The 26,343-nt window shown below is 45.0% G+C and carries 22 protein-coding genes, 1 other RNA gene, 2 pseudogenes and 2 riboswitches; of the genes and pseudogenes, 10 read left to right on the forward strand and 15 right to left on the reverse strand.

What is annotated here, in order from left to right; translation table 11 throughout:
• Window positions 1-4 precede the first annotated feature (4 nt).
• The gene (locus tag HF322_RS07790) at window positions 5-1,489 is read right to left on the reverse strand and encodes a S41 family peptidase (protein WP_223193234.1); all 1,485 of its coding nucleotides are present in this window, start codon (window positions 1,487-1,489) and stop codon (window positions 5-7) included.
• 416 nt (window positions 1,490-1,905) lie between these two features.
• Window positions 1,906-3,534, reverse strand: a complete 1,629-nt coding sequence (gene gpmI, locus HF322_RS07795; RefSeq protein WP_169392853.1) for a 2,3-bisphosphoglycerate-independent phosphoglycerate mutase — start codon at window positions 3,532-3,534, stop codon at window positions 1,906-1,908.
• A 288-nt stretch (window positions 3,535-3,822) separates the two neighbouring features.
• On the opposite strand from gpmI, the gene ssrS reads away from it, so the two are divergent.
• Window positions 3,823-4,014: non-coding RNA, 6S RNA (gene ssrS, locus HF322_RS07800), on the forward strand.
• A 105-nt stretch (window positions 4,015-4,119) separates the two neighbouring features.
• Here ssrS and HF322_RS07805 read toward each other — a convergent pair.
• Window positions 4,120-4,755 (reverse strand): FxsA family protein, encoded by a 636-nt coding sequence (locus tag HF322_RS07805; protein ID WP_169392854.1) that lies wholly within the window; start codon window positions 4,753-4,755, stop codon window positions 4,120-4,122.
• 219 nt (window positions 4,756-4,974) lie between these two features.
• Between HF322_RS07805 and ruvC the strand changes: the two genes are divergently transcribed.
• Window positions 4,975-5,559: a crossover junction endodeoxyribonuclease RuvC gene (gene ruvC, locus HF322_RS07810; protein ID WP_169392855.1), complete on the forward strand. Its 585-nt coding sequence runs from the start codon at window positions 4,975-4,977 to the stop codon at window positions 5,557-5,559.
• 114 nt (window positions 5,560-5,673) lie between these two features.
• On the opposite strand, the gene HF322_RS07815 is transcribed toward ruvC, so the two are convergent.
• From HF322_RS07815 to HF322_RS07835, 5 genes are all read right to left on the reverse strand, one after another.
• On the reverse strand, window positions 5,674-6,582 hold the full coding sequence (locus HF322_RS07815; protein ID WP_223193235.1) for an META domain-containing protein: 909 nt from the start codon (window positions 6,580-6,582) through the stop codon (window positions 5,674-5,676).
• Window positions 6,583-6,881: 299 nt separating this feature from the next.
• Window positions 6,882-7,541, reverse strand: coding sequence for a glutathione S-transferase family protein (locus HF322_RS07820; protein ID WP_169392857.1), 660 nt, complete (start codon window positions 7,539-7,541; stop codon window positions 6,882-6,884).
• A gap of 192 nt (window positions 7,542-7,733) precedes the next feature.
• The gene (locus HF322_RS07825) at window positions 7,734-8,372 is read right to left on the reverse strand and encodes a peroxiredoxin (protein WP_169392858.1); all 639 of its coding nucleotides are present in this window, start codon (window positions 8,370-8,372) and stop codon (window positions 7,734-7,736) included.
• Between the two features lie 219 nt (window positions 8,373-8,591).
• Window positions 8,592-9,353, reverse strand: coding sequence for a phospholipase D family protein (locus tag HF322_RS07830; protein WP_169392859.1), 762 nt, complete (start codon window positions 9,351-9,353; stop codon window positions 8,592-8,594).
• Between the two features lie 215 nt (window positions 9,354-9,568).
• Window positions 9,569-9,883: a DUF305 domain-containing protein gene (locus tag HF322_RS07835; protein WP_219848198.1), complete on the reverse strand. Its 315-nt coding sequence runs from the start codon at window positions 9,881-9,883 to the stop codon at window positions 9,569-9,571.
• A 148-nt stretch (window positions 9,884-10,031) separates the two neighbouring features.
• Between HF322_RS07835 and HF322_RS07840 the strand changes: the two genes are divergently transcribed.
• A complete protein-coding gene (locus tag HF322_RS07840; RefSeq protein WP_223193236.1) occupies window positions 10,032-10,877 on the forward strand; it encodes a hypothetical protein in 846 nt (281 codons plus the stop codon).
• A 120-nt stretch (window positions 10,878-10,997) separates the two neighbouring features.
• On the opposite strand, the gene HF322_RS07845 is transcribed toward HF322_RS07840, so the two are convergent.
• A complete protein-coding gene (locus tag HF322_RS07845; protein ID WP_375138534.1) occupies window positions 10,998-12,308 on the reverse strand; it encodes a lytic murein transglycosylase in 1,311 nt (436 codons plus the stop codon).
• 528 nt (window positions 12,309-12,836) lie between these two features.
• Here HF322_RS07845 and HF322_RS11680 point away from each other — a divergent pair.
• Together HF322_RS11680 and HF322_RS11685 are read left to right on the forward strand one after the other, a co-directional pair.
• Window positions 12,837-13,307, forward strand: a pseudogene (locus tag HF322_RS11680) (hypothetical protein); the annotation flags it as partial.
• Between the two features lie 90 nt (window positions 13,308-13,397).
• Window positions 13,398-13,586: pseudogene (locus tag HF322_RS11685) on the forward strand (glycine zipper domain-containing protein); the annotation flags it as partial.
• 935 nt (window positions 13,587-14,521) lie between these two features.
• Here the strand turns inward: HF322_RS11685 and HF322_RS07855 are convergent.
• Both HF322_RS07855 and HF322_RS07860 read right to left on the reverse strand, forming a co-directional pair.
• On the reverse strand, window positions 14,522-15,199 hold the full coding sequence (locus HF322_RS07855; protein WP_223193237.1) for a hypothetical protein: 678 nt from the start codon (window positions 15,197-15,199) through the stop codon (window positions 14,522-14,524).
• Between the two features lie 178 nt (window positions 15,200-15,377).
• On the reverse strand, window positions 15,378-15,698 hold the full coding sequence (locus HF322_RS07860) for a YcgL domain-containing protein (protein ID WP_169392862.1): 321 nt from the start codon (window positions 15,696-15,698) through the stop codon (window positions 15,378-15,380).
• A gap of 162 nt (window positions 15,699-15,860) precedes the next feature.
• Window positions 15,861-15,979, forward strand: a riboswitch (glycine riboswitch).
• Window positions 15,980-15,994: 15 nt separating this feature from the next.
• A riboswitch (glycine riboswitch) is annotated at window positions 15,995-16,101 on the forward strand.
• A gap of 138 nt (window positions 16,102-16,239) precedes the next feature.
• Between HF322_RS07860 and gcvT the strand changes: the two genes are divergently transcribed.
• From gcvT to HF322_RS07885, 5 genes are all read left to right on the forward strand, one after another.
• Window positions 16,240-17,397: a glycine cleavage system aminomethyltransferase GcvT gene (gene gcvT, locus HF322_RS07865; protein ID WP_169392863.1), complete on the forward strand. Its 1,158-nt coding sequence runs from the start codon at window positions 16,240-16,242 to the stop codon at window positions 17,395-17,397.
• 46 nt (window positions 17,398-17,443) lie between these two features.
• Window positions 17,444-17,824 (forward strand): glycine cleavage system protein GcvH, encoded by a 381-nt coding sequence (gene gcvH, locus HF322_RS07870; protein WP_169392864.1) that lies wholly within the window; start codon window positions 17,444-17,446, stop codon window positions 17,822-17,824.
• A gap of 157 nt (window positions 17,825-17,981) precedes the next feature.
• Window positions 17,982-18,797 carry a nitroreductase family protein gene (locus HF322_RS07875; protein ID WP_169392865.1) on the forward strand — a complete coding sequence of 272 codons (816 nt, stop codon included), beginning with the start codon at window positions 17,982-17,984 and terminating at the stop codon, window positions 18,795-18,797.
• A 74-nt stretch (window positions 18,798-18,871) separates the two neighbouring features.
• Complete coding sequence (gene gcvP, locus HF322_RS07880) at window positions 18,872-21,769, forward strand: aminomethyl-transferring glycine dehydrogenase (protein ID WP_169392866.1); 2,898 nt, start codon at window positions 18,872-18,874, stop codon at window positions 21,767-21,769.
• A 126-nt stretch (window positions 21,770-21,895) separates the two neighbouring features.
• Window positions 21,896-22,573 carry a triacylglycerol lipase gene (locus HF322_RS07885; RefSeq protein WP_169392867.1) on the forward strand — a complete coding sequence of 226 codons (678 nt, stop codon included), beginning with the start codon at window positions 21,896-21,898 and terminating at the stop codon, window positions 22,571-22,573.
• A gap of 1 nt (window position 22,574) precedes the next feature.
• Here the strand turns inward: HF322_RS07885 and HF322_RS07890 are convergent, their stop codons facing one another.
• The 4 genes from HF322_RS07890 to HF322_RS07905 all read right to left on the reverse strand — a co-directional run bounded on the left by HF322_RS07890 (window position 22,575) and on the right by HF322_RS07905 (window position 26,207).
• Entirely contained in the window at window positions 22,575-23,852 is a 1,278-nt protein-coding gene (locus HF322_RS07890; RefSeq protein WP_169392868.1) for an HRDC domain-containing protein, read from the reverse strand.
• 49 nt (window positions 23,853-23,901) lie between these two features.
• On the reverse strand, window positions 23,902-24,495 hold the full coding sequence (gene recR, locus HF322_RS07895; RefSeq protein WP_169392869.1) for a recombination mediator RecR: 594 nt from the start codon (window positions 24,493-24,495) through the stop codon (window positions 23,902-23,904).
• Between the two features lie 120 nt (window positions 24,496-24,615).
• Window positions 24,616-24,945 (reverse strand): YbaB/EbfC family nucleoid-associated protein, encoded by a 330-nt coding sequence (locus HF322_RS07900; RefSeq protein ID WP_169392870.1) that lies wholly within the window; start codon window positions 24,943-24,945, stop codon window positions 24,616-24,618.
• A gap of 77 nt (window positions 24,946-25,022) precedes the next feature.
• Window positions 25,023-26,207 (reverse strand): O-succinylhomoserine sulfhydrylase, encoded by a 1,185-nt coding sequence (locus HF322_RS07905; RefSeq protein ID WP_169393058.1) that lies wholly within the window; start codon window positions 26,205-26,207, stop codon window positions 25,023-25,025.
• Window positions 26,208-26,343 lie beyond the last annotated feature (136 nt).

Consider the following 26,343-nt stretch of genomic DNA (forward strand, 5'->3'; position numbering starts at 1 on the left):
ATCGCTAATTTTTTACGCTGTCGGTTTTGGTATTTTTTGTATTGTCACTTTTCATGGTTGAATTTTTCACTTGATCACCTTGAACAAAGCGGATGCCGTTTGGCTGGGCTTGTTTGCGTAAGATATCAAGCGCTTGCTGCTCCCAAGTCCGCTCGCTTCCCGATAAAATTGCATCCGGCTGAACGCCAACCTTTTCAATTCGAGCGCCATTTGCCGTTAGATAATGGGCAACAGTTAATTTCACGGCGTGATCGTCGTCAATCGGGATGACCGACTGTACCGAACCTTTACCGTAGCTGACCTCCCCAACAATAGTGGCGCGTTTTTGCGATTGCAAACTGCTTGCCAGCACCTCTGCTGCCGACGCCGAATAGCGATTTTGAAGCACCACCACCGGCAGCGGCTTTAAAACCGCTCGACCTTTGGTTGACAGCATTTTGGTATCATCGTGGCGGCTTTTAACTTGAACCACTTCAGTATTTTCCATAAATAAGCTGGCAATCTGAACCGCTGATGCCAAAACGCCGCCTGGGTTGTCACGTAAATCAAGCAGCACTCCAGATATCGGCGCGTCAATCTTGGTTAAGCTTTCCAAAATCTGATTGCGGCTGGTATTTTGAAACGCTGGCAGCTTAATCACCACCAAACCATCCACCAACTTTACGCTGATGGTTTGCGGGTGGCTATTATTGCGCTGCAAACTGATTGCTTGTTTGCGTCTGCCAGCTTTTGAGGTCACCACATCGATTTGCGATCCGGCAACGCCTGTCAATAGCTGCTCAATGTCGTTCGGGTTTTTATTTTCATCAAGTTTGACCTCGCCGATTTGATGCAAATAATCGCCCTTACTAATGCCTTTTTTATCCGCAGGCGAATTGTTAACGACCTCGGTTACTACCCAGTAGCCCAAATCATCGCGGTACTGCGCCTTGATGCCAATATCGCCCACATCGCCTTCGGTAAAGGCTTTGAGGTTTTGATAGGCATCAAAGTCTAAAAACTCCGCGTGGCTGTCAAGTTTGGTGAGCATTCCGCTCATGGCATTGTTAAACAGCGTTTCATCGTTGACCAAATCCACATAATCGCGGCGCACCAAATCAACCACTGCCACAAAAGTTTTCAGCGTTTTTGGGGAAATGGCATTGAGCGGCACGTGAGCGACTTCCGAGGGCACTTCAATGACGGTATCGTCCATGTCATCCGCCGAGCTGTCCTCTAACGTGCCATCGTCAATCGCGGTTAAATCCGGCTCAGCATCAATCATATCATCGTCATCAATACTTTGACTCATAGGCTGATTGACGCTTGGCGTTGGTATTTGCAGCTCAGCGGCTCGGCGAATAATACGCTGATTGGTATTGACATCCAAAGCAGTTGGTAGCGGCTGCGGGTCAGCTTGAGCGGTCATCGCCAGCTGACAGCAAATCGTCATCATTGTCAGTTTAAAAAAATGGGAAATACCGGCAATCGGCTTGGCAGAACGTTGCATAACACTCCATCACTCAACAAGGCAAAATAAAGCTACCTTAGCATTAATCAGGCGGCGGCGACTATGGCAGTATTGCAATTAAGATTAAAAATTAGGAATAAAAAAACCTTTTAGATTTTATAAAACGGCTTAGTTATCATCAATCTATAAGATTACGGATTCACCTTAATAGATATAAAATCCAAATACAGGAATTAACATGAAAGAACTCTTCCTATTTTTCTTTGTGATTTTGCTACATTTTTACTTTGAGAAAAATAATATGAATCACGCCAGCCAATATTTTTTATACTCTTTTATGGCGGTCATTCTTATCATGACGTATCGAGCGCTACGATATTCTCATTAGTTTTCCATAAAAAAAGGAAAGGTAAACTCACCTTTCCTTTTTTATTATTTTAAATTGGCATATTTGCTTAGCTTGCCGCAGTCAATACGCTCTCGCCTGTCATCTCTTTTGGCTGCTCAAGCTTCATAAGTGATAACATGGTCGGCGCAATATCGCTTAATTTACCGCCCGCGCGAACTTTAACGGCTTTATCACCGATATAAATAAGGGGCACAAGCTCGGTGGTGTGCTGAGTATGCACCTGACCGCTGTCATAATCTTGCATTTGCTCGCAGTTGCCGTGGTCAGCGGTAATCAGCAAATCGCCGCCCATCTTACAAACGGCAGCCTCAATGCGACCCACGCAAGCATCAAGCGCCTCAACGGCTTTGACGGTTGCCTCAAAAACGCCGGTATGACCGACCATATCGCCGTTGGCGTAGTTGACGACCAAAACGTCATAGTCGCCCGACTCAATCGCTGCAACCAGTTTGTCCGTCACTTCAAAGGCGCTCATTTCAGGCTTTAAGTCATAAGTTGCCACATCAGGCGATGGCACTAAAATTCGCGTCTCGCCCTGATATTCCTCCTCACGACCACCGCTAAAGAAAAAGGTCACATGGGCATATTTTTCGGTTTCAGCAATTCGCAGTTGGGTTTTATCTTGGTTTTGCAAATATTCGCCAAGGGTATTGGCAAGCGAGGTTGGAAAATACGCCACGCTCGTGTTTGCATTATTGGCAAGGTCTTCAGAATACTGGGTCAGCATGACAAATGCGGCAAGGTTTGGCTGCTTTTGGCGGGCAAATCCTGAAAATTCAAAATCTGGCAGCACAAACGCTTGGGTCAACTCGCGGGCGCGGTCGGCGCGAAAGTTCATAAAAATAACCGCGTCATTATCATCGATGGTCACAGGCTTATCGCCTTGCTCGATGACTGCCGTTGGACTGACGAACTCGTCGGTTTCGCGGGCTTTGTAAGCAGCTTGAATGGCGCCATCAGCGCGGGTGGCGCAGCGGTCAAACTTGCCTTCGGTCAGCAGCTCATACGCTTTTTGAACGCGGTCCCAACGGTTGTCGCGGTCCATAGCAAAGTAGCGCCCAATCATGCTGGCAATTTGAACGTTGGCTTCGTAATGGGCGTTCAATTTATCAATGTAATCGGTCAAGCGGTTGATGTATTTGTCCGCTGATTTGGGCGGGGTGTCGCGACCATCTAAAAAGCAGTGAACGAACACTTGCTTTGCGCCATGAACGACCGCTGAATGGCACATTGCTTCGATATGGTCTTGGTGCGCGTGAACACCGCCATCGGACAACAGCCCCATGATATGAACGCGACCGCCTTTGTCATTGGCAGCATTGATTGCGCCAACAAGCGCCTCATTTTTATAAAATTCGCGGTTGGCAAGCTCGCTTGAAATCCGCGTTGAGTCTTGATAAAGCACCCGACCTGCCCCTAAATTCATATGCCCCACTTCTGAATTGCCAAACTGACCATCGGGCAAGCCGACATCTTCGCCTGACGCTGAAATCAGTCCATGCGGATACTGCTGATAAATTCGGTCTAAATTGGGGGTATTAGCGGCGGCAATAGCGTTATCCTGAGTCTCCTCACGGTGACCAAAACCATCTAAAATCATCAAAACGTGCGGGGTTTTTTTAGTAGAGTTTTGAAAAATAGAATCTTGGGAAGGCTGACTTGACTGACTGCTCATGAATGAGTGCTCCTCATAGAACGGGAAAATAACCACAAAAAGGCGTTGAAAAATAAGTCGTAAGGTTAATTAAAGCAGTTGATAATAATTAACGATGATCTTACCATAATTTGCCAAAAAGCTGAAAAATTGCTCCCAAACTCGTCCTATTAAATGAATGTCAAGGCAATCACGTTATTTTTTAATGATCAAATTTCAATAATCGTAAGTAAGCATTACCTCAACAATTAAGGCGTTATCAATCTGTAATTGCGACTTGCAATGGCTTAAATCATTGGTTAAGATGCAACTATTCTGGAGTGCTCGCTAGTGGATGTTATTCCCTGAGCCGATAATGCGTTAAATGGATACGCTACCTATTGCTTTTTTGTGTATGCCTGCACCTTTGGTGACTCAGGAAACCTTTCGAAGCAGTGACGTATCCGCCCTGAACTTCACGGTTCATGGGTCACCATCTTACGGCGGTACTCCGGTTGTTAATTTCGGTAGTTTAAAGCGAGTTTGATAGCTTAACACTACCACCAAAAAGCCCCTAAAGTTAAGGGGCTTTTTTTATGGCAATAAATTTTTAATCGCTATTTTAAATTACTCGTCATTAGCAGATTTGGTGATTTTTTTGACCTCTTTTTGAACCGATTTTGCTGTTCCATCAATGGTGGTGTTTTGTTTAAACACATTGCCAAACGGATTTTTATTGGCATTATCAAAAGGATTGTTGTCACCAAAGGGGTTTTGGTTGTTCATGCCGCCCATGCCACCAAACGGGTTTTGACCACCCATTCCGCCCATGCCACCAAATGGATTTTGACCGCCCATTTGCTTTGCCATCATTGCCATCATTTTTTGCTGATTGTTCATGACGTAGTTGTTTGCCATGTCTTTGAGCTTTTTTTGTACCGGTGGCAAGATGACCAAAACCGCAAGCAAATCGCTTAACACGCCTGGGATCAGTAGCAATAGCCCTGCCACGGCTAAGGCAATGCTTTTTACCATAGTCGATTCTTGCGGGCGCATGGCAGGGTTCATCATGCCGCCCGCTTTCATTTGCTGCGCCATCGGATTGAGTGACACCATCGCTTTTTTAATCAGCACCACGCCAATGACAGCGGCGATAATAAACCACATAAATACCCACCAACCGCTGATAAATTGGGCAATTAAATACCAAAGCAGCATCTCGATAATAAACCAGACGATGGCGATTCCAACTATTTGACCCATGAGGTGTCGTCCTATAACTAAGCGTAAATAAAAAAGCAATGAAAATAAAAAGTTTAAATGATAAAAATTTGCTGTGAATAAAGATGAATATGGGGACGGCTTGCTATACTATCAAACTTAGCGCTGATTTTTAAGCTTGGATGATCGGCTGAGGCAAGTAAACCTCAAAACTTTATGGCTAAAATAAGGCGCAAAGATTTTTTAACAAGGTAATTCATTATGGCAATTATTATTGGCATCGATCCTGGATCACGAATGACCGGCTACGGAGTGATTCAGCAATCAGGCGATAAGCTCACCTTTATCGATGCCGGAACGATTCGTACCGACACCAAAGAGATGCCAGAGCGCTTAAAGCGTATTTTTCAAGGGTTAACTCGGATCATTCAATATCATCAAAAATATGCTGATGAGCCGATTTTTGCAGCGATTGAGCAGGTGTTTATGGCAGAAAATCCAGATTCAGCGCTCAAGCTTGGGCAAGCTCGCGGCGCCGCAATCGCGGCAATGGTGGCGCTTGATTTGGAAGTGTCAGAATACACCGCAAGGCAAATCAAGCAGGCCGTTTGCGGTTATGGGGCGGCAGCAAAAGAGCAGGTTCAAGAGATGGTTTGCCGGATTTTAAGCTTGGATATCGTACCGCAAGCGGACGCCGCAGATGGTCTTGCCTGCGCGATTTGTCACGCGCATTCAAGCCATTCGATGAATAAACTGATTTTAAATAGCGCCCTTCGCGGTCGCAGCACCTCTAAGAAAAAAGGGCGCTGGCGACTTTCTGAAGAAGATTTGGCACAGTTAAGTTAATAATTTTGTTAAGCTAATGACTTTGTTAAGTTAATTAATTTTCTAATAAGTCAGTTTGATTAAAGCGCTTTTATTTAAAATGTTAATAACAAGCTAAAAGCGCTAATCAAAAGCTTATTTTTTATCTACAGATTTTACCGATTTTTCAATGACCGTATCTAAAACATACGCATAGCCATCTGTACTGTTCGGCTCATCGGTTTTGTAGCGCTGAAGCCTTAAAACTTCATCATTTTTATCGTCATGCTGATAACCATCAATAGTTCCTGAAAATGTCATCCATTTGCCTTCGCCCGTTTTGATGCCCTCATCGTTATAATCGATGGATTTTACTTGTAAGCATTGTTTAGCAGCATCGTCAGGACAAGGCTTGGTATCGGCGCTTACTGCCCAAAAAAGCGTTTCACCATTGGTGTTATATTTGGCTTCGGCAGTAAGTTGACCTGACCAAATCAGCGTGCTGTTATCTTGAGTGATCAGCGTGAGCGTTGGTGATTCGCTATCTTTAGCCGTGTCCAAAGCGATCTGAATGTTACCTTGCATGAGCTCATTAAGCTTGTTTTCCGCATCATTCAGATCATCACAAAGCATCTTAGTGCTCATGACCTCTTCAATGGTTAATGTTTGGTTATTGAGCTGATAAGCAGAGCTCATCGTATTACAGCCCACGCTAAAATTAAGCGAGTCTTGACCATGGTATTTGTTAAAATTAAGCACCACTTTGTCTTTAACGTCTAGTAAATCACGAATAGGACGTTTGTTGCTATCAGAAGCTTCCAAAAGCGTCCAGCGATAACGAGGTAGCTCAGTGGCAAGTCCCTTATCATTCTCTGCCACAGGATCAGTTGATGAAGCAACTTCTGCATTTTTCAAAGTGCTGTCTGAGGTTTCAGCATTTTTGGTCATTTCAGCGCCCTTATCCGTGGTTTGATTTGGCGAAGTTGACTCAGGCTTTTGACAAGCACTTAGCGTTAGCCCAAGCGCTATCAGGCTTGGCATTAAAATATGAGATATCGTTGGCATCATCACTCTACCTATTTTCTTACCCTTATGACGTAATACAGTTGATATGGTTCAAAAAGCTTTTAATCCTTCTTAAACGCTTTGCCATTTAAATCATCCGTTCACTATAACCTTCATCATCGTAAATTTTGTAGCCTCAAAGTAACGAAATGTTTGAGTTCGTCACTATTATTTTTCTTAAACTCTAGTTAAGTTACATAAAATTAATTGTCATAAAAAATGGACAGCCCAATCAGCCATCCATTTTTATATAACATAAGCGTCAAGATAGATTAAAAATTAACTTATTGATTAACTTATTAATTGTCCGATTCTGCTTTAGCTTTAGGCATTTTATTGATGCTAAAGCGCTCATTCATTCGCTCATAAAATCGTGCAATATTTGTTCCATGATTGCTTGGGTTGACCTTGAGCACCTTGCCAAAATCAAGCCCCAAATAAAAGACGATATCAGCAAAAGTCATCTGATCAGTTACCAAATAGTCGCGACCTTCAAGGGCATCTTCAAAATAAGGCAAGGCTTTAATGGCGCGATCAACAGAAACTTTGGCAAACTCAGGGAATTGTTCAACGCGATCAGCTTTTGAAGGGTGGCTGTGCTGAAAAGCCAGCATAAAGTTATAAAGCACTTCAAACTCTGCCGTCCGGCGCATGGCGCAAACTCGGGCGCGCTGAACCACGTCATTTCCCATCACTGAGCGCTCGCCATAAACGCGATCAAGATATTCGCAAATGGCTTGCGAGTCGTTCAGCACGGTGCCATCATCGAGGGTCATCACAGGCAACGTTTGCATGGGATTGAGCTTAGTAAAGGCATCAGTCATGTGCTCTTTTTTAGCAATATCAATATCGACAATTTCTAAGTCGTCCATATCATCGATATCAAAACCTTTTGAAGCAAGCAAAATGAGCGCTTTTCTTGGATTAGGTGCGGTTCGGCTGACATATAATGTTTTCATCTTCACTCCTTGTTATTAACTTTCCGTTATAATTGCTGCCTTGATAGGGATGATTTATGAACAGGCAACAAGCTTATTATTATTGGTCTGCTCTTTGATCATCATAGCAAACGCTGTGAATCTCGTGGTAAAAAATCGTAAAAGCCCCATAACTTTTGGTTATAGGGCTTTTATTGAAAAATCAGTAAATCATTATTTGTTAGGCGCAGGCGTCGTCCGTAAATAGGGCTTGATCTCTGTATGACCTTTTGGATAATTTGCAGGAATGTCTTCGTTTTTAACGCTTGGTGGGATGATCACGTCATCGCCGTCTTGCCAATCTACTGGGGTTGCGATGTTATATTCATCGGACAATTGCAAGCCATCAATCACGCGCAAAATTTCGTTAAAGTTACGACCACAGCTGGCAGGATAGGTCAAAATTAGGCGAACTTTCTTTTTTGGATCAATGATAAAAACGCTGCGAACGGTGGCGGTATTATCAGCGTTTGGATGGATCATGTCATAAAGATCGGCAACTTTGCGGTCATGATCTGCAACGATTGGGAAGTTTACCGCTGTGCCTTGAGTCTCAGCAATATCACCGATCCAGCCGTGATGGTCTTCAAGGCTATCAACCGATAATGCGATGGGCTTGACATTGCGCTTTTGAAACTCGCCGCTTAGGGCAGCAGTGCGACCAAGCTCTGTGGTACAAACTGGCGTGTAATCCGCCGGATGCGAGAATAGCACCACCCAGCTGTCCCCTGCCCAATCATAAAAGTTGATGTCGCCCTCAGTGGTACTGGCGTCAAAGTTTGGGGCAGTATCGCCTAATCGTAAATGTGCCATAATTGTGTCCTTATAAAAATTGCCAAAACTGGCGTTTGGTTATTGTTGCAAAAAAGATGCACTTAATAATTACTATTATTAGTTAACTTAATTTGTATTTTTCATGCTAAAACATTTTTCAAAAATTATCTTACCAAATTGGTTATGAATGTCTTGTGATCGATTGTAATCCTGATATTCCCCAATTGACATTAGAAAGTTTAAAAACAAAGCTTACTTTTAAACGCTCAATTCGGCATCCCAAAGGCAATAACTGCCAAATCTGCCTTTGCGCATTTCTCCTACGGCAGCTCCCGCGTCGGTTAATACCATCTCGCCATCTTTTTCCTCAAGATAACCTGCGGCAAACAATTTTTCATTGAGTTCTGCCGTTTTTATTCCCAATTTTGTAGCAAGTTTGGCGGTGGTCAGTTTGCTATAGTTGGGCGCTTCGTCTGAATTGGCGTCATTGCTGCTGTCTTTATTATCGTTATTGGTTTTATTGTCATTGCTGATTTTATGGTTCGTTTTGGGTTTTGCAACGTCTTTTTCGCCCACTTTTTCAAGTGACATTCGGACTTCATCGCTGATTCGGATGATGCGCTGAGCTTCCTCGTAAGTGTCGGCATAAAGCTTGCTGTCCTCATCGCGAAAAATTAGCACGCCCATTTCATTATTATTAACTTGGCTAAACTCATAAAGATTGAGACTGGTAATAATGCACTCGTTTTCGTTCAGATAGCATTTGGCATGCAAATTTTTGCAAAAACTGGTTCGGATAAAGCTTAGATTTTTAAGCCAGTTGATTTCTTCAGGGTGCAAATCATTTTTACCATAAACGATTCGAATGTCAATTTTTAGCCGGTTTTTGTCTTCTAACAGCTCTTTAATGCGCTCATTGAGCTTTAAATAAGGGCTGATAATAATAAGTCTGTCCGAGGCATTTTTAATCAATTCTTCTAAATGATACGTTGTGCCACTGGTATTCAAAAATTTTGCCATAGCGCTTGTCCTTGTTTTAATAAAAATGATCGTCATTCAATTTGACGGCAAAAGTTTTATTATTTTTCAGACAGTATAAAGCATTAAAACGGTTTATTGCGGATAACTTTAAAAGCTGTCCTTAAACTGAGCCATAAAAAAGCCGAGACGACGCTCAGCTTTTTTTATTAAACCTCAGTTAATATTTATTAGCTGATTAGTGATCAGCCATTACATTATGAATGGTCAGCCAACCATTTTTCCATCTGCTCAATTTCACGCTTTTGGGCGCTAATGATCGCGTTGGCAAGATTTTTCATGCTGTCATCTTTGCCATATTTTAGCTCGACCTCTGCCATAGCAACGGCGCCTTTGTGATGCGAAAGCATACCTTTGACAAAAGCCAAATCCGGATCGGCAGCTTGAATCCCTGACATCATATCTTCATGCATGGATTGTATAATTTGCTCATAATCTCTTTGCATGGCTTTGCTATGGTCGTTTGGCGCGCTGTCAGGGTGCGTTTTAGCCACTTTTATTTTAACGTTCAAGTCATCCTTCCCAAATCATTAAATCCCAATTTTGATCGCGTAATAAAATGTGAGAAATAAACAATTCACTAGCCAAAAGTCAATGAACCACGGTAGGATAAGTGAACGTTAAGCTCATTTGGCTTTAAGGCAACAAGGAGGTTTGATCATGACCAATCCCGTTTTAAACAGTGATAAGCAGCCTAATAAAAAACTTGCGCCAAAAACAAGCGCTTTAATCAATCCTATGAGAGCAACTAATCCTAATGAAAACGCTGCTATGAGTGATACACCATCCACCTTGCCATTTGCCAAATCCGCGATGATTGGGGTTTCCATCGCAGCAATTTTGGCAGGGTCTGGTTGCGCCACCAGCTCACTACTTGAAAGCGACAACCGTACCGTAAGTAAAACGGTCAAAACTGTGCTGAGCGAGGACAGCATTATTGCTTTTGGTCGCCCAGCGCAAGCGTTGCCAAATTTACCCAATGCCAGCATGGTCATTGTGGGCAATAAAAACAGTTATGTGTTAACCGATGGCGGTCGCGAAATGACAACCATGCTCACCACGCTTTCGCCAAAAAATATTCAAGTTGACAATGAGATGGCATTTTTAGTGCCCAATAATGATGGTCATTTTCAAGGCACCATGAAGCTGTCTTACGCCAAACTCAAAGACGAGTTTCAACGCCGCGATTATCAGTTTTTTTTGCAAAATGGCGGTCAAGATTGCACCACGAGCAGTGATCAGCGAATTTTAGCGCAGCGCTTTTGTTTTAACGTTCCGATTAAAGGCGTGATTTATCCGCCAGTGAACAATTTGGCATTGATCCAAAGTCAATATCGACCGTTAAGCCGACCGTATTCTGTCAGCTTTTATACCATGAGTCAGCAAGACGATGTCATCCAAAGTCGCGGTAAAAGCGGCGCTCAAAAGCTTGTCCTTTTGCCGTTTGCTTTAGCCTTTGACGTGATTACCTTTCCATTTCAGTTGCTCGAAGGCGTTGCTAATTAACAATTAGCTTACTTGATTCAAAATATAAAAAAAGCCCTACGCTTAGGGCTTTTTTTGTAAATACTGATATTTTTGCTGATGCCAAAAAGGGCTGCTAAAAAATGGTTGCTGCCAAGCGGCTCACCACGAGGTCAATGCTCCTGCACTGCGCTGAGTGATGAAGCCATCAGGAATTTGACCGTTTGCCGATTGCCAGCGCTGAAAGGCTTTTTTGGTGTTGGTACCGATGATGCCATCCGCACCTTTGGTATCAAACCCTGCTTGGGTCAAGCGATTTTGTAGCTGAGTGACTTGCGTGGTCGACAATGGTCGCTCATGACGCGGCCATGATTGGCGCAGACCGGGCTGACGAGCGATGGCACGACCAAGCAGGCTGACCCCAAGCGCATAGTTTGACGAGTTGTTATAGACTTTAATCACATCAAAATTCGGGCTTAACAGTAACGCAGGACCTTCTTTTCCTGCCGGAAGCCAAAGCTCCATTTGGGTATTGGCATCTAAAAATACATCATCGATGGTATCAACGCCAAGCGCTGCCCAACGCGTGGCAGGAAGCTTGCTTCCCACAGTTGAATAATCAAAGCTTGCTGGCAACCTGACTTCATAAAATGGTGCCAATCCGCGAACCCAGCCAGAATTGCTCAAATAGTTGGCGGTAGAGGCTAACGCATCGGCAGTTGACCATGGATTTTTATGACCATTATTGTCGCCATCAACGCCTTGCTTTAACCACGTTTCAGGGATAAATTGCGTTTGACCCATGCCACCTGCCCAAGAGCCATCAAGCTGCGACCACGGCACATCGCCGCGCTGAAGAAGCGTCATCAATGCCAACAGCTGAGCTTCAGCAAACTCACGGCGACGACCATCATAAGCAAGGCTTGCCAAAGCGCTTGGCAAATAGCTGCTTCCTGTCACCGCGCCAAAGGATGACTCCATTCCCCAAATTGCCGCGACGATTTCGGCGTTGACGCCATACTGCGACTCAAGGCTTGATAAATATGAGCTTTGCTCGGCAAATTTGCGCCGACCCGTACTGACTCTGCCATCAGAGGCGGCAGAGTCGGCATAGTCCCAAGGCATTTTAGAAAATTCAGGCTGACCTGAATCCAAAGAAATCACTTGCTGATTTAAATAAGCCGAGGCTAATAACCGCTGAACGTCCGACGGATTTTGTCCAGAAGCAATAGCGCGGCGACTAAAATCAGCTTTCCAATCCTCAAAGCTTGAATAATACGTTTTTGGTTCAGGCTTGGGCGTGACAGGTTTGACCACCACAGGTTTTGGCTTTTGGATGGTTTGATTTTCGGTGATTTGAACGTTGACATTTCGAACAGGCTTTGATGGGACTTGACTTTGCTGCTGACTGGCACATCCTGCTAAAAATAAAATCGGCAATAAAGTAAGATAAAGATAAGAAGGTTTGGTCATCATAAATATCTCAGGTCACAATTTGGGAGTTCACGCTGTGATCGCTTAACGCTTAGGTCACATCCATTTAACGATTGCCGTTAGGGTAACAATAATTGCTTACAAAGTCGATGATTAGTCTCAGGTTTTGGATAAGCGTCAACCAAATCGGATTTTAAATAGATTAATTTAATCTTAATTTGCCTTAAATTTTATTGAAATTATTTTTAATAAGAATCGTTTAAATGATCTAGTTTTTCTTATTATCCCTTTGATTATTCACAATAAATTATCTTAAGCAGATTTTTGTTAACTTTACTAGAGGATTTGGTTAACAATATGGCGCAATCAAGTAACCTCATTTACTCAAATGCTGTGGATGTTATCGCGACTTGCCACAAATTTTGGAAAAGATACTGCTATATTGAACCTTGCTAAAATCATAACTGCGATTTAGCTTTGATTTAAAAGCCATTATTTAATAACGGCAGCTGATCAACAAAGCAATAATAAAATAATGATAATTTTGCAGGAAAAAGGATAGACATTATGGAAAACAATCACATTCATGGCAACGACAATGCAGATTTAATCACTGGTGAGCCAGGATCACATCCTATTGGCACAGCAATTGGCGGTACAGGTGGCGCGGCAGCTGGCGCAATGATTGGCGCGGTTGGCGGTCCTCTTGGTATGCTTATTGGTGGCGCCATTGGCGCGGTAGTTGGCGGCGTGGCTGGCAGCTCTGCAGGCGAGATGCTAGACCCAACGGTTGAATACGACTACTGGCAAGAAACGCACACCACAAGACCTTATTATAACGCCGACTACAACTACGAAACCGATTATCATCCAGCCTATGCCGTAGGCTATGCGTCACGCGTTCATTATCCAGCGGAAACTCGCTTTGAAGATGCTGAGTCAGATCTTGAGCGCAAATGGAATGAAGTCAAAGGTGACTCACGAATGACTTGGCTTCAAGCTCGTGATATGGTTCGTGATGGTTGGGACAAAACCAATGCTCGAATGACCGGTCAGCCTTATGAGCCGCGCCCTTATCCTCAAGAAACGATCGCTCGTCAGCACGTTGCAGGAACCGCTTATAATGATGAAGATAAGCCGCATCCTGTAGCAACGGGAACTGGCGCATTAGGTGGTGCCGCAGCAGGCGCAGCCGTTGGCTCGGTTGCAGGTCCTGTTGGAACGCTTGTTGGTGGTGCAGTAGGTGCGATGGCAGGAAGTAAAGTTGGTCATGAAGCTGGTGAAATCGTCAACCCAACGGATATCCAAGAAGCTCATGAAAAACCTCACCCAATGGCAAGTGGCGCTGGCGCTCTCGGTGGCGCAGCAGCAGGAGCAGCAGTTGGCTCAGTTGCAGGTCCAATTGGAACGGTAGTTGGTGGCTTAGCTGGTGCAGCGGTCGGTGGCGCTGGTGGTCAAGAAGTTGGCGAAGCAGTGAACCCAACTGATCCTAATGAGACGCAAAAAGAATCTAACCCAGTAGCTAGTGGTACAGGAATGGTCGGTGGTGCTGCTGCTGGCGCTGCTATTGGTGCCGCAGGTGGTCCTATTGGTTCGCTAGCAGGCGGTGCTATTGGTGCAGTTGTTGGCGCAAGTGCAGGTAACGCTGCAGCTAACGCCTTTGAAGGCAATGCCGATGAAGACAACTACTGGCGCTCGCAGTACAACACGACCAATTATTACAATTCACAATACGACTATGATACCGACTATCGCCGTGCCTACTCTTATGGCTATGAGCAGCGCAAACGCTATGGTCGCGATCAGCCATTTGAAGTGATCGAAAGCAGCCTTGCTAATGATTGGAATACCCATCGCGGCGATTCACGATTGGCTTGGGAAGATGCCCGTCCTGCAATCCGTGATGCTTGGAACCGCCCCGTTTACTAAGCCATCCTTTTTAAAAGCTACAATCGTAACCGATTAGTTTTATCCAATCAGCCGTACTAGTACGGCTGATTTTTTATGATGGCTTATTAACGAGATAAAAGGCTAAAAAATAACCCTAAAGAAGGTACTATTAATGACTGCCTTCTTTAGGGTTTAACTTCGTTTTAAAAATGAGATAACTTGCCGCCAAATAAAAAGATCGCTTAGGTGATCTTAAAATATCGACTTACGTTTTGACATCATTTAAGCCAAGTTCATATTCCAATATGAGACGCCATTCTTTGATCAAATTTTTGATCAAACTTTGCGATATAATTAAGCAATCAGTTGTCTTTTAAATCTTTTTCTGCGTTAGCGGCTTCGGTAATCGCGGTATCTTTACGAGTTTTGACCAAGTTAACCGTTTGCGATTCTGAAAGCTTAGCTTCATCTTGACCGTTAGCAGCTTCTTTTTGGATAGGCGTTTTCGTAACGATGGCATCGGTTGGCTCAGCCATTTTTTTTACCAAATAATTGCCACCTGCCAGCTGCAAGTTGGCTTTGGTGTCTTCGCGGCTACGAATTCGGGCTTTATCAAGGCTGGATTCAAACGCGCCGCGAACCAATTGCCAAACAAATCCTATAAACATCCCAACGACCAGCACCACCAAAATCGGCATGGCGCTGTTAATTGCCAGCGCTGTATCTTTCATCATGATGGCATAAACAACGCTGATACTGGCAGGAGCGATCACGCTTGGATCTCCCAGCGCTGATCCAGGCGCAAGCAGCACAGCAAACAACATCATCCAAGTCATGCCGCCCAAAGGCTTTGGCATGATCCGTGCGACCAACACCCAAAGCGCCAAAACAATAATGGCGCCACCAAGATAAGCATACATGGGCAAATCATCAGGCGGAACGCCTTTGACCATCTGGCTCCACCAAATGACAATTTCACCTAAAATGTCGCTGATGGCGTCAAGTGGCAAGCTTTGTAAAATACTTTTTAACCAATCCATGCTCGTTTAGCTACCTACTGTTATCCGTTGCAAGGCGCGCTTTTTGGCAAGACGCCGATGGTAAGCCGCTAGTTTATCACGACTTTTGCGCAAATTGCATCTTGATTCACTGATCTTAGCTTTTAGCAATGCGCTTTTTATCAAGACCTTATAACCCAATGGTTAAAAAAACAGCATCTTAATCGTATTTTTTATCTTGCGCTGCCCGAGCGCGCAGCTCCGCTTGCCGGCGCAAAACATCAGGCGGTGGCAACTGAACAAAGTAGCCTTGAGATTCAAGCTTTTCAATCACCTCCGCCTTATCCACCCGAGCAAGCTTTGGCGTCGTTGCCAAATCAAGGTGCATGACAAATTTGGCAGTGCCTAACGTCTGCCGCAAGTCTTTGGGCAACACAGAAAGCCAATCGGTGATCTCATCAACATCATTAGGATAGTTGGGGCGCGCAATATAAACGTACATGTCGTCATGGCGCGCAAATTTATAAACATCACAATGCATAAAGCTTCCTAATTTAAAATTAAGTCCACAGTGAGCTTAAGCCTAGCACAATTTCAAGTTGGAATTAAAAAATTTGACCTTAAGCTTTGAGTAAAAATCCACAAATTATTGGCATTAATCTGACGGACAGCTTGTAAAACGCTCAGGAACGTTTCATAATAAAAGCGTTTTTCAGGAGAGCGTTTTATCCGCGGTGAAACTAAGCAAAAATTCACGCGATAAAACCACCGAAGGCGCAATTACCCTAGCAATCGCTCAGGTTTCAGGACTGAAAAACAGTTGCCATAGCATATTGGCATAACAAATCTGGAGAGTGGTAAAACAGCTTTTACCCACCGAAGGGGAAAAAATACGGCACGATGTGCCTATTGAAAATCTCAGGTCACAGGACAGATAGGGCAATTGCCAAACTCAAAGCGATAGTTTGGTAAGGCTTTGTATTGTGCCACCTTTTCGCGTTCCGGTTGCTTTTTTACGGGGCGTCTTGTAATGTTAACGCGATTATTTTGATAAAAAATCGTGATTTATTCAAGGATTTGTTATGACGGAATCAGCGAACACCCCAAAGCGTACCCCGCTTTATCAGTCACACGTCGACAGCAGCGGCAAAATGGTTGACTTTTCCGGCTGGGAGCTGCCTATCCATTACGGCTCGCAGATTGATGAACACGAAGCGGTTCGCACCGATGCAGGCATGTTTGATGTGTCACACATGGTGGTGGTCGATGTCACTGGCAAAGACAGCAAAGCTTGGCTACAAAAGCTTTTGGCAAACGATGTGAATAAGCTCAAAACCGTTGGCAAAGCGTTATATTCTCCCATGCTAAACGACAATGGCGGCATCATCGATGACTTGATCGTATATTTGTCCAATGAAGATGAAACCGCTTATCGCATCGTCTCAAATGCCGCTACCCGCGATAAAGACATGGCGCAGTTTGAAAAAGTTGCCAAAGATTTTGATGTGACTCTCAATGAGCGCTTAGATTTGGCGATGATTGCCGTTCAAGGTCCTCAAGCGATTGAAAAATTAACGCAAGCTAAACCTTCTTGGCAAGACACCTTATCAGGATTAAAGCCTTTTGTTGGCGCTGCTCTTGATACGATTGAAGGCGAAAATTGGTTTGTTGCCAAAACAGGCTATACGGGTGAAGATGGCGTTGAAGTCATTTTACCTGACGACCAAGCCCCCGCATTTTTTGAGCTATTAAAACAAAATGGCATTAAGCCTGCTGGGCTTGGCGCTCGCGATACGCTACGAATGGAAGCTGGCATGAACCTTTATGGTCATGATATGGATGACAATATCAGCCCTTATGAGTGCAACATGGGCTGGACGCTGGCGCTAAAAGATGATCGTGATTTTGTAGGTCGTGAAGCACTGGTCAATAGTCAAAAAGCTGCCCAAGAAAACAACACGGCTATGAAGCAAGTGGGGCTGCTACTTACCACGCGCGGCGTACTTCGTGAAGGCATGACGGTGACCATCAATCAAGGCACAGATCATGAGCAAACGGGTATTATCACCAGCGGAACCTTCTCGCCAAGCTTAAAAAACTCTATCGCCATTGCTCGCGTTCCTGCCAATGTGACCAAAGACGATCATGTTCAAATCGATCTTCGCGGTAAAGGCAAATTTGTTGATGTCCGCGTTCTTGATTTGCCCTTTGTTCGTAACGGCAAGCAGCAGTTTGACTAAATTTTTGAGTTAACGTTTTACTATACCATCCTTAAAGGAGCACCCCATGAGCAATATCCCAGCCGATCTTAAATATGTTGCAAGCCATGAGTGGTTACGATTAGAAGACGACGGCACCATCACCGTTGGTATCACCGACCACGCTCAAGACTTACTTGGCGATGTGGTTTTTGTTGATTTGCCAGATGTTGGCGATAATATCAGCGTTGATGAAGAAATTGCGGTTGTTGAGTCAGTAAAAGCCGCTTCTGATGTTTTTGCCCCTATCAGCGGTGAAGTCATTGCGATCAATGAAAGCTTGGAAGATGATCCTGAAATCATCAACTCAGACCCCTATGGCGATGGCTGGTTCTTTAAAATGAAGCCTGAAAACATGGCAGATTTTGAAGCCCTCATGAGCGCTGATGAGTATCAAAACGAGCTTTAAGCGTTGCTTAAATTTATTATCCTATAAGTCGCAGCTGCCAAAGATAACTGCTTTGGCAGCTGTAAACTATTCTATCGCAGTATTTTGCAATTTAGCTTGTCATTGACAGTAACGCTAAACTGCTTTATTCCACTACCCTTTTGCGCCGGAGTGACTTATGCGACCTGATAATCTTGAACGCTCAAGCTTATCAAAAAATGGCTCACCGGATGACCACCAAGCCAAATCTCAACCAGTTTTACCCTCAGACGCCCCTCAAGCCGCGTTGCAACTTGCCGCCTTTTGTAATGTGGTTGAGTCAAGACGTTCGGTTCGCCGCTTTACCGATACGCCAATCCCTGATGCGGTTATTAATGATTGCCTGCGCCTTGCGATGCTTGCACCAAACTCAAGCAATTTGCAGCCTTGGGAATTTTATGTGATTGATAGCGTTGATAAAAAACAAGCTGCCATTCGCAATTGCATGAATCAAAACGCAGCAAAATCGGCAGCTCGGCTGATTGCTGTGGTGGCAAGAACTGACACTTGGCATGACAACGCCAAACAGCTGCTCCGCGAATTCCCTATTCAACCCGTTCCCAAAAAAGTCAAAGACTACTATAACAAAGTGGTGCCTTTGGAATTTTTACGAGGACCTATGAATGTGATGACGGCTGCCAAATGGGGCGCTACTCAAGCCATCCGCCGCTTTAAAGGTCCGATAAAATCGCCTTATTATACCTTTGATGACGTCAAAAATTGGGCAACCAACAATACGGCACTTGCCGCCCAAAACTTGATGCTAGCACTTCGTGCGTACGGTTTTGACAGCTGCGCTATGGGCGGCTTTGATGAGCCTGCGATGAAAGATCTGCTAAATTTGGGCGAAGATCACCATATTGTTATGATGATTGCCGCAGGCGAGCGCGCGGACAATGGCGTTTATCATGATCAATTTCGTATCACGTCGCGGCAATTTGTTTACTACGTTTAACCCTCAGCCTTTTTATTTGCAACCTTGATTTCATTTTATAGTTCGTTTTTAGTTTTCTTGCAACAAGGATTTTTATGACTACTGCAAAACATGCTGCCTTTGACTCATTTAAAGGCTTATTTAACGAAACTGAATTTGTTTATCGTCACTTAGGATCAGACGATGACAAACAAGCCGTGATGCTAAAAGCCATCGGTTATGACGACATGGCAAGCTTTATCAATGACACGGTTCCTGAGCCAGTTCGCCTTCATAAAGCGCTTGACTTGCCGCTTGCCATGAGCGAGCATGCCGCGCTTGCCAAATTGCGAGCGATGGCAGATGACATCACGGTTAACAAAAGTTATATCGGTCAAGGCTACGCGCCAGTTCGTATGCCTGCGGTCATTCAGCGCAATGTCCTTGAAAATCCGGGCTGGTACACCGCTTACACGCCTTATCAAGCTGAGATTTCTCAAGGCAGATTAGAAGCTCTGTTAAACTTTCAGCAAGTTTGTATTGATTTGACCGGTCTTGAGATGGCAGGCGCTTCTTTACTTGATGAAGCAACCGCCGCCGCTGAAGCCATGGCAATGTCAAAGCGTATCAGTAAAAGCAAATCAAATAGCTTTTTTGTCGATGAGCGCGTTTATCCGCAAACCCTTGATGTGATCCAAACCCGTGCCAAATATTTTGGTTGGGATGTGGTCGTTGGCGATTTTGAAACGGCAAAATCCGGCGATTATTTTGGCGCACTTTTTCAATACGTTGGTAAAGAAGGCGACGTTCAAGATTTAACTGACGTCATCACTGACGTTAAGAAAAATAAAACCTATGTCAGCGTTGCAAGTGATATCATGAGCTTGGTACTGCTCAAATCGCCTGCCGATATGGGTGCGAATGTGGCACTTGGTAGCACCCAGCGCTTTGGTATCCCAATGGGCTTTGGGGGTCCTCACGCCGCTTACTTTACCTTTTCAGATAAAGCCAAACGCTCAGCGCCCGGTCGTATCATTGGCGTATCTAAAGATGCCCAAGGCAACACTGCGCTACGAATGGCACTTCAAACTCGCGAACAGCACATTCGCCGCGAAAAAGCTAACTCCAATATTTGTACGTCACAAGTCTTGCTTGCCAACCTTGCAGGAATGTACGCGGTTTATCACGGTCCTGAAGGCATCAAACGCATTGCCACGCGGATTCATGCGATGGCAACTGCGTTTGCCGACGTGATCAACAATCAAAGCAATGATCAGCTAAGCGTTGTTCACAATCAGTTTTTTGATACGGTTTTGGTGGACTGCGGTTCTGAAAAACTGGCGTCTCAAATTTTTGAAAATGCGGACAACAGTGGCTATAACTTATGGCGCGTGGGTGACAGCAAAATCAGCGTTGCCTTTAGCGAAACCAGCGATGCCACCGATTTTAATATTTTAACGCAATTGTTTGTTAATAAAGCGCATGATTTGCCAACTGAAGCTCGCGTGTCATTAAGTGCTGATCACTTACGAAGCGATGATATTTTGACTCATCCGGTCTTTAACTCGCACCATACCGAGCACGAAATGCTGCGCTACTTAAAGTCGCTTGAAGATAAAGATTTGGCGATGAACCGCAGCATGATCCCGCTTGGCAGCTGCACGATGAAGCTGAACGCAACCAGCGAAATGCTACCGATCACGTGGTCTGAATTTGCCAACGTTCATCCGTTTGCGCCGCGCGATCAAGTGGGCGGCTACATTGCCATGATCGATAGCTTACAAGATCAATTAAAAGCCATCACCGGTTTTGATGACATCTCAATGCAGCCAAACTCAGGCGCATCGGGCGAGTACGCAGGGCTTCTTGCTATCCGCCGCTATCATGAGTCTTTGGGTGAAACGGATCGCAACATTTGCTTGATCCCAAGATCAGCTCACGGCACCAACCCTGCCACGGCAATGATGATGGGAATGCAAGTAGTCGTGGTCAATACGGACGACAACGGTAACGTTGATATTGAAGATTTGACCGCAAAATGTGAGCAGCACAGCAAAAATTTAGGCGCGCTCATGATCACTTACCCTTCAACCCACGGCGTGTTTGAAGAAGGCATCCGCAAAATTTGTGATTTGATCCATGAGCATGGCGGTCAGGTGTATATGGATGGCGCCAACATGAACGCTCAGGTCGCTATCATGCAGCCTGCGGATGTGGGCGCGGACGTTTTGCACATGAACCTTCATAAAACCTTTTGTATCCCACACGGCGGCGGCGGTCCTGGCATGGGACCTATCGGCATGAAGTCGCATTTGGCACCATTTAAAGCAAGCCATGTGGTCGCACCGGTATTTAACGCGCCAAAGGATTTCTCAGCGGTATCAGCAGCGCCTTATGGTTCAGCGAGTATCTTACCGATTTCATGGATGTATATCGCCATGATGGGTCGCGACGGTTTGCTCAAAGCGACCGAAGTTGCGCTATTGAACGCCAACTACATCGCCCATCAGTTAAAAGATGACTACCCTGTGCTTTATACGGGCAAAAACGGCAAAGTCGCTCACGAATGTATCATTGATATTCGGCCGCTTAAAGATGAAACTGGTATCAGCGAAAGCGATATTGCCAAGCGTTTGATGGACTATGGCTTTCACGCGCCGACCATGAGCTTCCCCGTTGCAGGAACGCTGATGATTGAGCCGACCGAATCTGAATCCAAAGAAGAGCTTGATCGCTTTATCGATGCGCTTAAAGCCATCAAAGCTGAAGCCATGAAAGTGAAATCAGGCGATGATGGCTGGACACTTGAGGACAACCCACTGGTGAACGCGCCGCATACCGCCTCAATGATTACCGCTGAGGACTGGTCGCATCCGTATACTCGCGATGAAGCGGCCTTCCCGCTGGCTTATATCCGCGCGCATAAGTTTTGGCCAACGGTTGCTCGCGTTGATGATGCTTATGGCGACAAAAACTTGATGTGCTCTTGCCCAAGCATTGAAAATTACATATAAGTTTCAATTCCTTATTGGTTGATTACACGGCCTTCAAGTCAGCTTTGGCTTGAAGGTTTTTTTGGCTCAATTTTTTATTGTTATTTGGCTTGGGCTATAATAACTTGATATTAAAAAAGGACAGTTATGAGCAACCACCGCGTCATTTTAATCCACGGGCTGCACCAATTTGCTTGGGTGATGACCCCACTGGCAAAACGTTTAAATCAGCACGGCTTTTATACCCATCAATTTGGCTATCGAAGCTTAAAGCATGATATTGCCACCCATAGCAATGAGCTGAACGCTTGGCTTAAACAAAATCATGATCCAAATCAGCCGATTAATTTGGTGGGTCATAGCTTGGGCGGATTAATCATTCGTGATTTTGCAGCAAGGTTTCCTAAGTGGCAAATTGGGCGCGCCGTTACGCTTGGATCACCACATTTGGGCAGTATTTGTGCCGATTACGCTTGGCGATTGGCACCGCCTTTGGTTGGAAAATCGTATTTAGAAGCGCTTGATGGCACGGTTACCCCTTTTGATGCAACAAAATTGTGCTTAGGGGTCATTGCCGGAACCAAACCCAAAGGCTTGGGACAAGTGATTTTAAATTACCATCAAAAAAAACAGCATGGCAATAGCGACTGGTCAGAAGAAAATAACATTCATGATGGCACAGTTTATTTGTTTGAAACTCGCCTTGATGGCGCAGCTGACCACTTGATCCTTCCGGTATCGCATACCGGAATGCTGCTAGATAAAACAGTTGCTAGCCAAACTGCCTATTTTTTACAGCATGGCTATTTCAAGCATGAGTCATGAGCTAAATCACGCCCATTCCCAATTTTAGCTCGTCTTTATGGGTGTTAATGATCGGAATTAACGTATCAACTACCCAATTAAGGCGCCAACCGCTCAAGCCTTCTGGCAAATTGGCTATCGGCTGATCGGTTGCGATCACCTCATAAAGCTCATTGAGCCATTTTTTACGCATTAAGACATTGTTTGGAACCCCAAGCAAAGCCGCCTGCTTTTTGATGGCATCTTGAACAGCATTGGCAAGCGCTTTATCTTTTGAGCGATAAGGCGCCAAAATTGGCGGCGGCTGATGGTCAGGCGCCAATTTTTTAGCCTGTTGAATGACGCTTAAAAGCTCCTCACCATATAAACGAATCATGCTTCGGTGCATGGTTGTTTTATGGGCAAGCTCACGCAAATTGCTTGGCTGCTCGGTGATGATTTCGCGGACGGCTTGTTTTTTAATCACAAAGGTTCGCGGCTGATTGGTGGCTCGCGCAAGTGCTTCTCGCCAAGCTGCTAAGGCTTTCAGCATCGCCAATTGCTCGCCAGTATAGCGATAATCGGCAAGCCCTAAATACATCTCATCATCTTCAACCTGCTGAATATCATAAAGCTCAGCGGCATAAAGCTGGCAGTCTTCCCAAACGTAATTATAAAGTCCGCTTGATTTTAGCTGCGCCTCAATCACCAAATACAGCGCGGGCAAATAGCGAACATCATCAATCGCATATTGCTCTTGCTCATCCGATAACGGTCGTATCAGCCAGTCCGATTGGCTGTGCTCTTTATCAATATGCATCTCTAAAATATCGGCAAGCGCTTGCTGATAGCCCATTTGCAGCTGACCGGTCAAATACGACAAGGCAATTTGGGTATCAAAAATATTGGTCAGCGGCGGACAACCGGACAATAAATAAAAAATCCCCAAATCTTCGCCACAAGCATGCCAAATGGCAATATCGACCTCACTGACCGCTTGCCAAAACTCTGCAAGCGGTAGCTTTGGCGCATCAAGTAAATAAATCGCCTTACCGGTATTTAACTGAACGAGCGCAAGCCTTGGGTAATAGGTATCGCGCTTGATAAATTCCGTATCGAGCGCGACGCGACCGCAAGTTGCCAAATCTTCAATGACCTCGGCAAGCTGATACTGCTCACGAACCCAAATCACCGGCGTCTCTTCTGCCAAATCAAGCAAATCATCAATATCTGCGGCTTGTGGTGATAACGCGATCGCTTGCTCAACTAAACATGGCGTATCGCTTGGGTCAGCTTGGGAGTGGGCTAAATCATCGGTCACGGAAAAGTGTCCTGCGTTATATGAAAAACAAAGCGGAAAAATAAAAAAGTTATAAAAAGGAACGATTTTGTAGCGCTTGACCAAGGGTCATGCTGTCTAAATACTCAAGCTCACCGCCCATTGGCACACCTTGGGCAAGTCTTGTGACCTTTTTGACATGACGACCAACCGCTTCGCTAATAAAATGCGCGGTCGTTTGACCTTCAACCGTCGTTCCCGTTGCCAAAATCAGCTCATCAATCGGTGCTTGAGTGACATAGCGAACCAGCTGATCGATGTTTAAATCGTCCGCGCTGATACCATCAATTGGTGATAAATGACCACCAAGTACAAAATAGCGACCGCGATAGTTTGCCGTTTGCTCAATTGCCATCACATCAGCGGCAGTTTCGACCACACAAAGCTGACCATCGTCGCGCCTTGGGTCTTGGCAAAGCGGACAAATCGGCTCATCGCTTAAGCTATGGCAGCGCTGACATTCACTGATGCCGCGCATGGCGTCATCTAAAGCGTGAGCCAGCGCAATACCTTGCGGTCGCTTTTTGGTCAATAAATACAGCGCCATGCGTTGGGCGCTTTTTTGACCGACACCGGGTAACACTCGCAGCTGTTTTACCAGCTCATCAAATTTGGCAGTAAGCAATTTTGCATCCTTAATTAAAGTGATGATTTACAATGCTCAAAGTGACATTATCACCTTAAAATGGGGGCAAATTAAGCCAATAACAACCCTAACTTGGCTTGCTTGACTACCAAAATGGACTTAAAACAGCCCTTGCATTCCAGGTGGCAATCCCATGCCAGAAGTCGCGCTAGCCATTGTTTCTTCATATAATTCATCAGCTTGGCGTACCGCGTCATTGATCGCCGCAGCAATCAAATCTTCAATCATGTCCGGCTCATCTTCAAGCAAGCTTGGGTCAATGCTGATGCGCTTGACCACATGGCGACCGGTCATGGTGACTTTTACCAAACCGCTTCCGGCTTCGGCGTGGACTTCTTTGTTGGCAAGCGATTTTTTCGCGCTCTCAACGTTAGTTTCGACCTTTTTTTGCATCGCTTGGGCTTGCTGCATCAATGCTTGAATGTTCATAATGCTCTCTTTTTAATAAAATAAAGGGTATAAAATAAAGATGATAAAATAACTAAAAACGCTCAATTATAACGCGCTTACGCCAATCTGTCTAAACCGCGCGCCAAATCTTTAATGATGTCGTCGGCGTCCTCTAAGCCCACCGATAAGCGAATCAAGCCATCGCCCACGCCCGCTTCAAGCCTTGCTTCTGACGTTAAGCGAAAATGCGTCGTCGTTGCCGGATGGGTAATCGTCGTTTTAGCATCGCCTAAATTGTTGGTAATTGAAATCATTTTGGTCGCGTCAATGACTTGCCAAGCCGCCGATTTTTCGTCCAGATTCTCCGTAGCCTTCACTTCAAATCCTAAAATCGCACCAAAGGCATTGTCCATATGGTTTTGTTTTTCGGCAAGCTTATGTGACGGATGATTTGGCAATCCTGAAAAATGAACGTGGCTAACACTGGGATGATTCACCAAAAATTCAGCCACTTTATTGGCATTGTCACAGTGGGCACGCATGCGAAGCTTTAACGTCTCAAGCCCTTTGGTCATGACCCAAGCATTAAATGGGCTTAGGCTGATGCCGCCTGAGCGAACGACCGTGAACGCCTCTTGCATAAGCTTATCGCTACCAACGAGCGCTCCGCCCAAAACGCGACCTTGACCGTCGATATATTTGGTCGCTGAATGAATGACAATGTCTGCGCCTAGATCAAGCGGTCGCTGAATGGCAGGGGTAGCAAAGCAATTGTCCACAACCAATAATATATTATTGTCACGGCAAAGCTTGCTTAAAAAACCAATATCGCAAATTTGCGCGAGTGGGTTGCTTGGACTTTCGCAATAAATAACTTTGGTGTTGGGCTTAACCGCAGCTGCCCAAGCATCGTTGTCAAAGCAGTCAACATAGCTGACTTCAACGCCAAATTTGACCATATAGCCATTAAACAGTCCGATAGAGGAGCCAAACAGCTGATTTGCCGCCAATAAATGATCGCCTGCCTTCAAATACGCCAAGCACATGGTTAAAATTGCGCCCATTCCAGACGCTGTGGCTACTGCGCGCTCGCCGTTTTCAAGAGCCGCTAATCGGCGCTCAAAGGTGCGAACGCTTGGGTTGGTGTGGCGCGAGTAAACGTTGCCAGTCTTTTTGCCATCAAAATGAGCAGCAGCATCGCTTGCGGACTGATAAACGTACGAGCTGGTGGTAAAAATCGGCTCGGAGTGCTCGCCCTCATCAGTTCGGTGCTGCCCTGCACGAACGGCAATGGTTTGCATGCCATAATCTAAGCTTAAATCTAAAGCGTCATCTTGCCAGTTGAGGTCTAGCGCCTCATCAAATTGCGAAGTCAAAATAATCGTCCCTAATGATAGTTGTTGTGTGGTAATTCCGACCGCTAATTTCCAAAATTAA

It is taken from the genome of Psychrobacter sp. MF31, from assembly GCF_012847335.1.
Lineage (GTDB): Bacteria > Pseudomonadota > Gammaproteobacteria > Pseudomonadales > Moraxellaceae > Psychrobacter.